9 protein-coding genes are annotated in these 13662 nt (G+C 74.0%); 7 read left to right on the top strand and 2 right to left on the bottom strand.

Translation table 11 applies throughout. The features are described 5' to 3' along the window. Positions 1 to 52: 52 nt before the first annotated feature. The gene (gene mutL / locus C7444_RS09550; RefSeq protein WP_110400625.1) at positions 53 to 1921 is read left to right on the top strand and encodes a DNA mismatch repair endonuclease MutL; all 1869 of its coding nucleotides are present in this window, start codon (positions 53 to 55) and stop codon (positions 1919 to 1921) included. Between the two features lie 11 nt (positions 1922 to 1932). On the opposite strand, the gene C7444_RS09545 is transcribed toward mutL, so the two are convergent. Continuing rightward, a complete protein-coding gene (locus C7444_RS09545) occupies positions 1933 to 4830 on the bottom strand; it encodes a GspE/PulE family protein (RefSeq protein WP_110400624.1) in 2898 nt (965 codons plus the stop codon). A 125-nt stretch (positions 4831 to 4955) separates the two neighbouring features. Between C7444_RS09545 and C7444_RS09540 the strand changes: the two genes are divergently transcribed. Next, on the top strand, positions 4956 to 5384 hold the full coding sequence (locus tag C7444_RS09540) for an SRPBCC family protein (protein ID WP_211317512.1): 429 nt from the start codon (positions 4956 to 4958) through the stop codon (positions 5382 to 5384). Between the two features lie 36 nt (positions 5385 to 5420). On the opposite strand, the gene C7444_RS09535 is transcribed toward C7444_RS09540, so the two are convergent. Continuing rightward, complete coding sequence (locus tag C7444_RS09535; protein ID WP_110400622.1) at positions 5421 to 5672, bottom strand: hypothetical protein; 252 nt, start codon at positions 5670 to 5672, stop codon at positions 5421 to 5423. 522 nt (positions 5673 to 6194) lie between these two features. Between C7444_RS09535 and C7444_RS09530 the strand changes: the two genes are divergently transcribed. The 5 genes from C7444_RS09530 to C7444_RS09510 are packed head-to-tail and all read left to right on the top strand — an operon-like array spanning position 6195 to position 13656. Continuing rightward, on the top strand, positions 6195 to 7454 hold the full coding sequence (locus C7444_RS09530) for a glycosyltransferase (protein ID WP_110400621.1): 1260 nt from the start codon (positions 6195 to 6197) through the stop codon (positions 7452 to 7454). Positions 7455 to 7462: 8 nt separating this feature from the next. After that, a complete protein-coding gene (locus tag C7444_RS09525) occupies positions 7463 to 8539 on the top strand; it encodes a polysaccharide biosynthesis/export family protein (protein ID WP_110400620.1) in 1077 nt (358 codons plus the stop codon). Continuing rightward, positions 8523 to 10730, top strand: coding sequence for a hypothetical protein (locus tag C7444_RS09520; RefSeq protein ID WP_170130694.1), 2208 nt, complete (start codon positions 8523 to 8525; stop codon positions 10728 to 10730). Before C7444_RS09525 ends, C7444_RS09520 begins: the two co-directional genes overlap by 17 nt. A gap of 17 nt (positions 10731 to 10747) precedes the next feature. Further along, a complete protein-coding gene (locus C7444_RS09515; protein WP_110400618.1) occupies positions 10748 to 12232 on the top strand; it encodes an O-antigen ligase family protein in 1485 nt (494 codons plus the stop codon). Beyond that, complete coding sequence (locus tag C7444_RS09510) at positions 12229 to 13656, top strand: lipopolysaccharide biosynthesis protein (protein ID WP_110400617.1); 1428 nt, start codon at positions 12229 to 12231, stop codon at positions 13654 to 13656. The genes C7444_RS09515 and C7444_RS09510 overlap by 4 nt, the downstream gene beginning before the upstream one ends. Positions 13657 to 13662: the final 6 nt, after the last annotated feature.

The raw sequence follows: 13662 nt of genomic DNA, 5'->3' as shown, positions 1-13662 counted from the left end.
GGCGCATCCCCCCGAGCCGGGCGGCGGCGGCGGTCTTTCTACAATCCCGGGCATGACCGACACCCTGCGCCGCCCCATCCGAGAACTGCCCGACGAGCTGATCAGCCAGATCGCCGCGGGCGAAGTGGTGGAGCGCCCGGCCTCGGTCGTGCGCGAGCTGGTCGACAACGCGCTGGACGCGGGCGCCCGCCAGATCACCGTGCGGCTGGCCGCCGGCGGCGTGCGGGCCATCCTGGTCGAGGACGATGGCGGGGGCATCGCCGCGGCCGAGCTGCCGCTGGCGCTGCGCCGCCACGCCACCAGCAAGATCGACACGCTGCAGGACCTCGAGCAGGTCGGCACGATGGGTTTCCGGGGCGAGGCGCTGGCGGCCATCGGCTCGATCGCCGAGCTGTCCATCACCAGCCGCACGCCCGACGACGGCCACGCCCTGCGCATCGACGCGCGCACCGGCGAGATCAGCCCGGCCGCGCGGGCGGTGGGCACGACGGTCGAGGTGCGCGAGCTGTTCTTCGCGACCCCCGCCCGGCGCAAGTTCCTGAAGACCGACGCCACCGAGCTGGCGCATTGCCTGGAGGCCGTGCGCCGCCATGCACTGGCCCGGCCGGCGGTCGGCTTCGCGGTCTGGCACGAAGGCCGCCTGGTCGAGCAGTGGCGGCCGACCACGCTCGAGCAGCGCCTGCGCGACGTGCTGGGCCTGGACTTCATGGCCGCCAGCCGCGAGGTGCTGGCGCAGGTCGGCCCGCTGGTCGTGCGGGGCCGGGTCGGCCTGCCCGAGGCGGCCCGCGCGCGTGCCGACCTGCAGTACGCGTACGTGAACGGCCGCCACGTGCGCGATCGCCTGGTCGCTCACGGCGTGCGTTCGGCCTACGAGGACGTGCTGCACGGCTCGCGCCAGCCCAGCTACGTGCTTTTCATCGACATCACGCCCGAGCGGGTCGACGTCAACGTGCATCCGACCAAGATCGAGGTGCGCTTTCGCGACTCGCGCGAGGTGCACCAGGCCGTGCGCCGGGCGGTCGAGGGCGCCCTCGCGCTGTCGCGCACCGCGGACGCCGCCCTGCCGCCCGACGGCGGCACCGCGCTCGCCCGGCCGCCCGGGCAGCCACCGGCACAGGCGACCGGAGCCGTCGAGGCGCGCCCCCTCGCCGCGGCCGCCGGCCACCGCTGGCCGGTGCAGACCACGCTGGGCCTGCCCGAGGCCCCCCACCTGCAGGCCCGCGAACCGCTGCCGAACTGGCGCCCGGGCATGCTCGCCGACGCCACCGGCCGCGCCGCCCCCGCACCGGTCGACACGGCCACCGAGGCGACGCTGCCCACGGGCGACTGGCCGCTCGGCCGGGCCATCGCCCAGTTGCAGGGGGTCTACATCCTGGCGGAGAACCGCCACGGGCTGGTCATCGTCGACATGCATGCGGCCCACGAGCGCATCGTCTACGAACGCCTGAAGGCCAGCCTGGGCACGCACCGGGACGAACGTGACATCGACAGCCAGCCGCTGCTGGTGGCCGTGACCTTCCAGGCCACGCCGACCGAGGTGGCGATCGCCGAGACCCATGCCGGCGCGCTGCGCCAGCTCGGGCTGGACGTGGCGCCGCTGTCACCCGGGGTGCTGGCGGTGCGCTCGGTGCCGGCCGCGCTGCGGGGCGGGGATGCGGCCGCCCTCGCCCGCTCGGTGCTGGCCGAACTGGGCGAGACCGGGGGCAGCGCGGTGGTGCAGCGGGCGCACGACGAGATCCTCGCCACGATGGCCTGCCACGGCGCGGTGCGCGCCAACCGCCGGCTGACGCTCGACGAGATGAACGCGCTGCTGCGCGACATGGAGACCACCGAGCGGGCCGACCTGTGCAACCACGGCCGGCCGACCTGGCGCCAGCTCGGCATGAAGGAGCTGGACCAGCTGTTCCTGCGCGGGCGCTGAGCGCCCGCGGCTCACAGGTCCGCGATGCCGCGGACCTCGTCGAAGGACACCAGGCCGCCGAGCATCTTGTCGACGGCATCCTGGCGCAGCGTGCGCATGCCGTCCTTCATGGCCTGGCGCTGCAGGTTCCAGGACGGCGCACCGGCGCGGATCAGGCGACGCAGCTCGCGGCTGACCAGCATCACCTCGTGCACGGCCTGACGCCCGCGCAGGCCCGAGGACTTGCAGCGCTCGCAGCCCGGGCTGTGGAAGCGGCGCAGGCGGCCCTCCCGGCCGAAGCGCTCGACCCAGCCCGCCAGCACCTGCTCGCGCATCGCCGCCGCGTCGTCGGCCGGCATGCCGTGCAGATAACCCTCGAGCCATTCACCCACCTCCTGCTCCTTGGCCGGACGGCTCATGCGGCAGGCGTTGCAGAGGCGGTTCAGCAGGCGCTGGGCCTGCACGCCCAGCAGGCATTCGCTGAGGTTCCAGGCGTCCAGGCCCTGGTCGATCAGGCGCATCACCGCCTCGGTGGTGTTGCGCGCCGGCAGGCAGCCCAGCACCAGGCGACCGTCGAGCGCGGCCTCCAGCGCCAGCCGGCTGACCGACGGGCGGCTCAGGTCGGCCACCATGATGACGTCGGCATCGGCCTGCATCACCGCACGCAGGGCCTGCTCGTAGTCCTGGCCGGCCCGCGGGTTGATCTCGATCTGCCGCAGGCCCGGCTGCGTGAGCTCGATGCGCGACTCGATCGCGCAGACCATGCGCTCGGGCCGGTTCAGGTGGGCCAGCCCGGCGTGCAGCGAGGTGGTGCGCCCGGAGCGGGGCGGACCGACCGTCAGCAGCAGGCCGCCGGGGCGGTCGAGCGCCAGGCGCCAGCGCTCGAGGTCGCGGGTGGACAGGCCCAGGGCCTCCAGCGCCAGCGGCTTCAGGCGGCTCGGCAGGGTCAGGATCAGGTCCTCGAGGCCGGACTGCGTCGGCAGCGTCGCCACCGGCAGCTCGGCCTTCTGTCCGGGCAGCACCCGCCCGAGCGGCAGCAGGCCCTGCTGGGGACGCCGCGTCTCGGCCACGTCCAGCTCGGCCAGCGACTTGATGCGCCCCGGCAGGGTGTTGCGGTAGACCGCGGGCAGCTCGCGCAGCAGCTCCAGCTGCCCGCGCACCCGCATGCGCACCTGCAGCAGGTCGGGCTCGAGCTGGGGCTCGAAGTGCAGGCTCTGCGCCCCCTTCTGCTGCGCCTCGGCCAGCAGGCCGGCCAGCAGCTGGATCAGCGGGCTGTCGCTGCGGGCCTCGGCCCGGGGGGCGGTCGGGGCGGCCGCGTCAGCCGCCGGCACCACGACCGGGCGGGCCTGGGGTGCGGCAGCGGCCTCGGCCTGGCGAGCCGCCCGGCGTGAGCTCGCCGCCTTCGGCACCACCAGGGGCGGCGCCGGGGCGTCGGGGACCGCGCCCGGAGCGGGCGTGGCGGGCGGCACCGGCGATGGCGCGGCCGCCCCCGGCGACAGGCCCGACAGGTCCGGCCAGCCCAGGTCGACCGCAGGGGCCGGGGCAGCCTCGAGCTCGATCATCAGGCCGGCGGTCTCGAGCGGCTCCGGGGCCGGGGCACCAGCCGGCTTGCGTTCGGGCTCGGCCGTCGGGGCGAAGGTGGAAGGATCCGTCAGCAGCGCCTCGGCGCCCAGGTCGAGGTCGGGCATGCGGCCCGGCTCGACCTCGAGCATGCGGATGACCGGCAGCGGATTGGCCCGGGCGTAGGCGGACTCGATGGCCGCGGCCAGGTCGCCCCCGTCGGACAGCGCCGGCGCGATCTGGCAGCGGGTCAGCCGCGACAGCTCGTCGAGCAGGCTGCGCCGGCTGGCATCCTCGACCGCGACCACCAGGCGCAGGCCGCGACGCATCAGCGGCAGCGCTCCCAGGCGCCGTGCCGCGTCCAGCGGCAGGCACTGCACCGCCTGGGCATCGACCGGAAAGCGGCTGACGTCGACGACCGGATAACCCATCTTGCGCGCCAGCGCATGGCGCACCTGCTCGAGCGTCACCAGCTGGCGGCTCAGCAGCAGCTCGCCCAGCGGCTGGCTGCGCTCGTCACGCTGCTGGCGCAGCGACTCCTGCAGCTGCTCGTCGCTCAGCGCGCCCAGCGACACCAGCGCCTCGCCCAGGCGCAGCGTCGGCAGGCGGGCCTGCTGGTCGAGCGCGGCGAGCAGCTGGTCGGCCGTCACCACCTGCTGGGCCACCAGGGCCTCGCCGATGCGCTGCTCGCGCAGCGCACGCTGCAGGCGCGCGACGTCCTCGATCTGGCGCAGGCGCTCGGCCTCGCCGCCGGCGAGCAGCTGGCCGAGCCGCTCGCCGACATCGAGCCGGCCGACCATGCCACGGGGCACCAGCACCCGCTGCACGCTGCCCGAGGCCGCATCCAGCGGCGGGAACAGGAACAGGCCCCAGTCCAGCTCGACATGGCCGACGGTCTGGCCCTGGATCGATTCGCCGGAACTCAGCTGGAGCTGGTAGGGCACGCTCGGCCAGTGCTTGAGCACCTGCTGCAGGGCCTCGACCGGCTCGCCGGCCTCGTCGCCCGGCACCCGGCGCTGCGGGGCGCTGACCAGCGGCCACAGCGGACGGGTCAGCGTCAGGCGGCGGATCTGCGCCAGGCGCAGCACGGTCACGTGGCGTTCGGCGGGCAGCTGCAGGCGCAGCAGGCCCTCGACCGGATCGAGCGACAGCAGCACCGCCTGGCGGGGCTCGCCCTGGCGGGGCTCGTACTCGCAGGGCTCGGGGTCGATCTGGCAGACCGGCGGCGCGTAGGCGGCCAGCGGCGGCGTCGGCCAGGCAAAAGGCTCGGACTTCGGCGCCTCGACGGCGACCCGCCCACCCGCGCCCGTCGGACGGGGTTGGCCCTCCAGGGGCATCAGCGACAGATCGGGGACAGGCAGTTCAGCCATGGACGTTCCTGAGAATGACGCCCCGATGCTAGGCCGGTTCCCGATCCGGCAAACTCGGATAAACGCCTGCGTATCCTGTCGATTCCCGATCCATCCGCGGCCGGCTGCACTCAGGATGCACGGCCATGCAACGAGAATACGCGCCCATGAAATCCATCACCCGTTCCGTCACGATCGCAGCGCCCGCCGCGCTGGTCTACGCCTTTGCCTCGAACCCGGCCCACCTGCCGCTGTGGGCGCCGCAGTTCTGCCCGTCGGTCGAGTACCTGGACGGCCAGTGGGTGATCGAGTCGCCGGAGGGGCTGATCGACATCCGCTTCGCGCGCTTCAACGACCTGGGCATCCTGGACCACACGGTCACGCTGCCCTGCGGCACGCAGCTGACCAACACCATGCGGGTGGTCGGCAACGGCGCGGGCAGCGAGGTGCTGTTCACGCTGTTCCAGCACGAGGACACGCCCGACGAGGCCTTCGAGGACGACGCCGATCTGGCCGAGGACGGCCTGGACCACCTGCGCCAGACGGTCGAGCGCCTGCTGGGCGTCGACGCCTGAACCGCGCCATGGCGCCGGGCGGCGCCGCAAGGACGATCAGGCCTGCTGGGCCAGGATGCCGTCGACTTCCGCGCAGTTCGGGGCGCAGACCGCCTCGTTGCGGCCGAGCAGGCGCCGGCTCTTGAGCATGTTGCGCGGCCGATGCTTGCCGCACAGGAAACACGACATGGTGCCCGAGGCGAAGGCACCCTGGGCGGCGAACGGTGAACCTGGGGTCTTGTTGCGGTAACGCAGGCCGTTGGAATCGATCTTGTCAGTGGGATTGCGGTCGTCGGTCTTGGTGCTCATCGGGTTTCAACGGCAAGAGAGAAATTCGCGCTGACACGAAAAAGCCCGCGCAGCGAGGCCCGACATATTGACAGGTTTGAGCCGGGAAAACGAACAAGTCGCACCCGGGAGTGGCAATTCCGGGGGTGGATCGTTGCGCATACGCAAGCGTACGCGTGACAATCCTCGGGCAGAAGCTTCGATCCCGCCGGGCCGCGCGGACCGCCGCGGCGGCATGGCTCCCGCCGATCGGGGGTGAAAGACCGCACCGGGGGCCATCGGACCGTGACCGATGGCACGGCATGCAGGCTCATCGACTGAGCCTGACCGGGCGATTTTTCGCGTTTCGCGTGCGCTGCGCGGCCCGGGTGAACGAGGCCCCCTCGGTGCGGGATCCAGTCGGCCGGCCACCGGCCCGCAGGCCCGCCGGCCGGACCGCTTCTTCACATTTGCGGCTCTTTCGCCCGCCGACCTGCAAGCGCGGGGCACGGGGCGGCGGGACGCGGGGCAGACGGCGCACGCGTACCCGGACACGATGGCGGCATGGCCACCGAAGCATCCCGACGCCCGTCCGGCGCACCCTCCCGTCCTGCCGACCACCGCCCCCACCTGGCCATCCTCGGCATCCGCGGGGTGCCGGCGGCGCATGGCGGTTTCGAGACCTTCGCCCAGCGCCTGGCGCTGCACCTGGTGGCCTGCGGCTGGCGCGTGACGGTCTACTGCCAGGAAGACGGCCACGGGCCGGTGCACGCCGACGTCTGGCAGGGCGTCGACCGCATCCACCTGCCTTCGGGCGCCGACACGGCCCGCGCCACCATCGGCTTCGACTGGCGCTGCGTGGCTCATGCCGTGCGCCACCGCCCCGACGTGGCGCTGACCCTGGGCTACAACACCGCGGCGTTCTGCGCCCGGCTGCGGCTGGCGGGCGTGCCCAACGTGATCAACATGGACGGCATCGAGTGGCAGCGCGAGAAGTGGAGCGGCCTGGCCAAGGCCTGGCTCTACGCCAACGAGTTCCTCGGCTGCAAGCTCGGCGACCACCTGGTGGCCGACCACCCGAGCATCGCCACCCACCTGGCGCGGCTGGCCGATCCGGGCAAGATCACCGTCATCCCCTACGGCGCGCCCGAGGTGCGCAACGCGCCGATCACGCCGGTGCTGGCGCTGGGCCTGCAGCCGGGTGAATACGTCACGCTGATCGCGCGCCCCGAGATCGAGAACTCGGTGCTCGAGATCGTGCAGGCCTTTTCCACCCGCCGCCGCGGCCTCCGGCTGGCCGTGCTGGGCCGCTACGCGCCCGACACCCAGCCCTACCACCGTGCGGTGATGGAGGCGGCCAGCGACGAGGTGTGTTTCCTCGGCCCGGTCTACGACCCTGACCGGGTGCAGGCCCTGCGTTTCCACAGCCTGCTCTACGTGCACGGCCACCGCGTGGGTGGCACCAACCCGTCGCTGGTCGAGGCCCTGGGCGCGGGCAACCCGGTGATGGCGCAGCGCAACCGCTTCAACAGCTGGGTGGCCGGACCGTATGCCGCGTACTTCGATGGTGTGCAGGAAGCCACGGCCACCTTCGATCGACTGCTCAAGGATCGGGCCCAGCTGGCCGATATGTCACGGGCCAGTCGGCTGCGCCACCACGAACGTTTTCGCTGGGAGCCGGTGCTGGCGGTCTATGAACAACTGCTGAGGCGCCACATCCGACGTACCGTGGAATTCCGCGAACCCTTCTCCACGACCTCCACGACCCCCTCGGGGCCGAGGCTCGGTGCCGGCCTGTCGCTGCGTCGCGAGCGGCTGAAGTGAGCCACGCCATGAACCCGTCTCCCCGGCCGCGGCACGCTGCCCGCGCCCTGCTGCTCGGCAGCGTGCTGGCCGGCCTGCTCGCGGGCTGCCAGAGCCCGCCGCCGGCCCGCCCGTCGACCGGCGGCATCGCCATGCCCGCCGGGTCCGGCCCGAACGCCGACGCAGCGCTCACGCCCCGGATCCCCGCCCCCGCCTACACGCTGCAGCCCGGTGACGAGCTCGACCTGCGGTTCGCGGACCACCCGCAGCTCGACCGCAGCCTGAAGGTGCAGCCCGACGGCCTGGTGACCGCGCCGCTGGTGGGCTCGCTGAACGCGCTGGGCCGCACGCCCGAGGCGCTGCAGGCCGAGCTGCTGGCGCGTTACCAGGCGCTGGCCCCGCAGGCCGACGAGCGCCAGTACCTGATCCGCCCCGGCGACGAGCTGGAGGTCAAGTTCGCCTACCTGCCGCAGTTCAACGAGGTGGTCAAGGTGCGTCCCGACGGCCGCATCACGGTGCAGCTGGCCGGCACGGTGATGGCCCAGGGGCTGAGCCCCGAGGCGCTGCAGGCCGCGCTGGCGCAGCGTTATCGCCGGGTGCTGCGCCAGCCGGAACTGGTCGTGATCATGCGCAGCTTCACCAGCCAGGCGCTGACGGTGGTGCAGGACGGCCGCCGCCGCGAGACCCGCGCCGGCGCGGAGGACCTGCGCCCGGTGCTGGCGCTGCGCCAGAGCGGACCGACGCAGGTCTTCGTCGGCGGCGAGGTGCTGCGCCCCGGCGTGCTCGCCTGGCGTCCGGGCCTGACCGTGATGCAGGCGCTGATGGAGGTCGGCGGCCAGCTGCCGTCGGCGCGCCTGACCGGCGTGCTGGTGCTGCGCCGCCGCGACGGGCAGTCGCCCGAGGTGCTGCGGCTGGACCTGCGCGCCGACCTCGACGGCACCGGCAGCCAGGACATCGCGCTGGCCCCGACCGATGTGGTCGTGCTGCCCGCGCTGGGTGTCACCACGCTGGCCCGCACGCTGGACCAGTACGTCTTCAACCTGCTGCCGCCGCTGCGCAACAGCTCCTTCGGATTTGCCTATGACCTGCGTGGCCAACGTGACTGACGCCCGGGACCTGTTCGTGTCCGGCGCGGTGCCGGCCCCGGTGCAGCCCGCCTTCACGCTGCGCGACGGCCTGCACCTGCTGTTCAAGCACGGCCGGCTGATCGCCGGCTGCACGGCCCTGGTGACCGCCCTGGTCTGGACCGGCGCGGCCATGCAGCCGCGGCCCTACGTGGGCACGGCCAAGCTGTGGATCAAGACCGAGCAGCAGGCCATCCCGGCCTTCCTGACCGGCATCGCCGCCTACCGCGACAGCGTCGCGCCCGATCCGGTCAACCGCAAGATCGAGACCGAGATGGAGCTGCTGCTGTCGCGCGACAACGCCGAGCAGGTGATCCGCCAGCTGAAGATCCGGCCGAACCAGCTGGTGCGCTCGCCGCTGCAGGTGATCGGCGACCAGCTGCCGGCGCTGCCGCTGCCGCTGGCCGGGCGCACGCCGGCGCACGACGAGAGCAGCCAGCAGCAGGCGCTGATCGACAGCTTCATCAAGAGCTTCCGCATCGAGCCGCTGCGCTCCAAGGGCGCGGACACGACCTCCAACGTGCTGGAGATCCGCTTCAGCGCCACCGATGCGGACCTGGTGCCGGCCGCCGTCAACAGCCTGCTGCAGCACTACATCGAGCAGGCCTCGTCCCACAACCGCCAGCTCGGCCAGGCCACCTTCGAGCTGCTGGAAGCACGTGCCGAGGAGGCCCGCCGCGACCTCGCCGAGTCGGAGCGCGCGATGGTCGGCTTCCTCGCCGCCCAGGGCGACCGCGTCTCGCGCGCCGGGGGCGGGGGCACGCCGGGCTCGCAGGTGGTCGCGTCGATGCAGTCGCAGAACAGCGACCTGAAGCAGCGCCTGGACGACCTGCGCCAGATCTACACCGAAGAGGCGCAGAACGTGAAGGCGCTGGACCGCTCCATCTCGACGCTGCAGGAACGCCTGCGCCGCGAGGTGCGGGCCAACGCCGAGGCCGATGCCGAGCTGGCGCGGCTGGAACGCCGCCGCAGCCTGGCGCAGGAGCGTTTCGTCGAGCTGCGCAAGCGCCTCGACCAGATCGACATCTACCTGCAGGTCAACCCGAGCGAGGCCGAGAGCCGGGTCGTCACCCAGCGTCCGGAGCGCCCGACCCTGCCCGACGGCAAGCAGCGCCAGCTCGCGCTGGTGCTGGGACCGCTGGCGGGCCTGCTGCTGGGCCTGGCCCTGGCCGCGCTGCGCCAGATGGGCGACCGCCGCATCGAGACCCCCGAGGAGCTCGCCCGCTGGCTGGGCCTGAACACGCTGGCCGCCGTGCCGGTGCTGTCGCCGGACCGGCCGGTCGCGCACCAGCTCGACCGCGCCGACGGTCGGGACTCGCCCCGCACGCTCGATCCACGCGCGCTGGTCGAGCAGGAGGAGGCCCGCGCCCGCGTGCTGGCCGAAGGGGTGAGCCTGCTGCCCGACACCGAGGACCTGCACCGCCAGGCGCGCGAGCCGCACAGCCTCGTGGCCGGCGGCACGCTGTCACCCGATGCCCCCGACAGCCGCTCGCCTGCCGGCCGCGACGTGCTGGCCGACGTCGCCCGCCAGCCGCGCCCGGTGCAGCACGCCAGCGACCGCGGCCTGCTGATGCACCGCCTGGCGCTGCGGGTGCGTGAAGCCCTGCCCCGCAGCGGCCATGGCCGCATCCTGGTGGTGGCCAGCGCGCGGCCGGGCGAGGGCAAGAGCGTGATCGCCCGCTCGCTGGCCAAGCGCCTGATGCAGCAGCAGGGCGGCCGGGTGCTGCTGATCGACGGCAGCGCCGAGGCGCCCGCCGGCCACGCCGGCAGCCGGGGCGCGGGCAAGCCCGGCTTCTTCGACCTGCTGCGCCATGCCGGCACGCGCGCGGCGGCCATCGCCAGCCGCAGCGACGACCGGCTGCACCTGCTGCCGGCCGGCCAGGGGGTCGCGGGCAGCCTGCTGTTCCACGAGGCCGCCGTGCACGAGCTGTTCGGCAAGCTGCGCGAGCGTTACCGCTGGACCGTGGTCGACGCCGGCACGCTGGCGCAGATCGGCTGCCTGGGGGCCCAGGCCGACGGCGTGCTGCTGGTGGTCGACGCCGACAGCACCCGCCGCGAGGTCGTGCGCGGCGCGCTGGACACGGCCCGCCTGCCCGCCGGGCGGCTGCTGGGCGCGGTGCTGAACCGCCGGCCGCAGTACGTGCCTGCCTGGGCCTACCGGCACTGGCTCTGAGGCCCGGAGCGCCGCTGGTGTCACGCCCTTCCCGTCCCCTGCGCTGGCTGCTGCCGCTGCTGAGCGGCTGCGCCGGCCTGCTGCTGGCCGGGCTGCTGCTGCAGGGCGCCTGGGAGTCGCCGCTGCTGATCGCAGCGGCCCTGGGCGCCCTGGCGCTGCCGCTGCTGCGGGTCGGGCTGGGCTCGGGGCGCCGCCTGCTGATCGGGCTGTTCTTCCTGAGCGCGGCCTTCGACATCAGCAAGGCGATCGTGCCGCCGCTGGACCGTTTCTACTCGCCCGGCCTCTACCTGACGCCCGCCCACCTGCTGCTGCTGGCCTGGGCGCTGGTCTGGGGCATCGGCGAGCGGGCGCGGCGGCGCGAGGCCCTGCCGCTGACCGGGCTGGACCGGGCCGCGCTGGGCTTCCTGCTGCTGATCTGGTGGGCCGCCCTGCGGGCCCCCGCCGGGCTGCTGGCGCTGGCCAGCGCCGTGGCCTACAGCCTGGCGGTGCTGGCGTTCTACGTCGTCTCGCATGCACTGCGCAGCGCGGCCGACGTGCGCCTGGCGGTGCAGGCGGTGCTGACCGGCTTCGTGCTGCAGGCCGCGGTCACCGCCGCGCAGATGGTCAAGCGGGGTCCGATCGAGATCCCGGGCATCAAGGTCTCCGACCTGTCGGCGATGACCGTGGGCCTGGGCGGCGGATCGGCCTTCCGGCCCTTCGGCCTGTTCAACCACCCCAACGTGATGGCCGACTACGTGCTGTGGCTGCTGCTGCCCGCCGCCGCCGTGTGGCTGCTCGGCGCGGGCCGGCTGCGACCCGCCGTGCGCCAGGGCGCGCTGGCCGTCGCGCTGGCCGCCGCGGCCATGCTGCTGGCCTCGCTGTCGCGCGGCGGCTGGGCCGCGGCGGTGCTGGGCGCGGTCGTGGCGGCGACGATGATGGCCCGCCGCGGTCTGCTGGGCCGCCGCCATGCGATCGCCGCGCTGCTGCTGCTGATCGCCGCCGCAGGCACCGTCGCCGTGGTCTACCCGGAGGTCTTCCTGCGCCTGACCGAACCGGACGGCCGCTCGACCGAGTCGCGCCTGCTGCTCAACGACCAGGCCTTCATGATCATCGCCCACCACCCGTGGCTGGGCGTGGGGCTGGGCGGCTACAACGAGGCGGCGCAGGCCCACATCCCCGCGTCCTGGGCCGACATCTCGCCCGACTACCAGCGCGCGCTGTCGCACCTGGTGGTGCACAACAGCTACCTGCTGACCGCCGCCGAGCTCGGCCTGCCCGGTGCGCTCGCCTGGGCGCTGCTGCTGCTGGCCATGCTGCGCCAGGCCTGGCCGCTGGCGCAGTGGCGGCAGCCGGGCACCTTCGCGCTGGCCGCCGGGCTGGCCGGGGCGCTGGCCGCCCACCTGCTCTACCTCGCCTCGGACAACTACTACGTCGACATCCGCATCTTCCTGCTCTGGCTGGCGGCCGGGGTGCTGCAGGCCCTGCGGCTGCAGGCGCAGGGCGCCGCGAGGATCACGCGATGAAGCTGCTGCACGCCCTGAGCTCGTCCTTCGGTGCCCGGCTGCTGATGGCCGCGCTGAACTACGGCCTGTTCTGGCTGCTGTCGCACCGGCTCGGCGCCAGCGAGCTGGGCGGCTATTCGCTGCTGATGAACCTGTTCTTCATGCTGCAGATGCTGCCGCTGCTGGGGCTGTCCACGCCGCTGACCCGCCACGTCGCCACCGCGCGCACGCCGCTGGCCGGCGAGCTGAGCACCGCGCTGGCGCTGGCGCTGCCGGTGGCCGCGCTGATCGCGCTGGCGCTGGGGCTGACGGGCCGGCTGGCCTACCCGCCGGCGCTGCACGGGCCGTTCTGGCTGCTGGCCGCCAGCCTGCTGCCCAGCGCCTGGACGCTGGTGGCCGAAGTCGGCCTGATCGGGCTGGAGCGCATGAGCCTGATCGCCCGGGTGCAGTGCGCCGAAGCGCTGGGCCGCACGCTCGGCTCGGCGCTGGTGGTGCACTCCGGCGGCGGACTGGACGCGCTCTTCCTCGTCTTCCTGGTCGGGCGCTGCCTGACCGCGCTGGTCTACCTGCGCCAGCCCGCCCTGCCGCGCCCGCGCTGGCAGGCGCTCGACGCGGCCATCGCGCGGCGCTTCCGGCGTGAGGTGCCGGTCTTCCTGGGCATCGCGGTGCTGGCCGGGGTGGCCGGGCGCCTCGACCTGGTGCTGCTGTCGCGGCTGGGCGGGCTGGCCGAGGCCGGCATCTACGCCGCCTCGGCCCGGCTCTACGAAGCCGCGCTGATGCTGCCCACGATCGCGGCGATGGTCATGCTGCCCACGCTGTCGCGCCTGTACCGGCAGGACCGCGGCGAATTCATCCAGGTGCTCGCGCGCAGCCTGCAGATCGCGCTGGCCGGCGGCCTCGTGGTCGCGCTGGGGGTGGCCGCGCTGGCCGGGCCGCTGATCGACCTGCTCTACGCCCCCGGACTGCAGGCGGCCGCCGGCCCGCTGCGCTGGCTGATCTTCGCGGCCGTGCTGATGACGCTGGACCAGACGCTGTCGTCGACCATGGTCGCCGCCGAGGCCCAGCGCGAGGACCTGCGCACCATGGGCCTCGCGCTGCTGGCGCTGACCGCCGGCCTGCTGCTGCTGGTGCCCGCGCTCGGCCCGCTCGGCGCGGCGATCTCGGTGCCGCTGGCGCTGGCCGTGCGGGTCGCCTGGCGGCTGCGCTGGCTGCTGCGCCACCACCCCTGCCCGGAGCTGCTGCCCCGGCTGCTGCGCACGCTGCTGGCCGGCGCGCTCGCGACCGGCGCGCTGGTGCTGACGCTGCCGCACCACCCGGCGCTGACGCTGGCCGCCGCCCTCGCCACCTACGCCCTCGCGCTGCTGGGCTCGGGGGTCGTGCGGGGCCGCCATCTCGCCCGCCTCGTGGCCTGGCGCCGCCCGGCGCGCCCCTCGACCTCCCGCTGAATCCCC

The organism is Sphaerotilus hippei (genome assembly GCF_003201595.1).
GTDB lineage: Bacteria > Pseudomonadota > Gammaproteobacteria > Burkholderiales > Burkholderiaceae_C > Sphaerotilus > Sphaerotilus hippei.
This window is presented reverse-complemented; position numbering and strand designations above follow the sequence as displayed.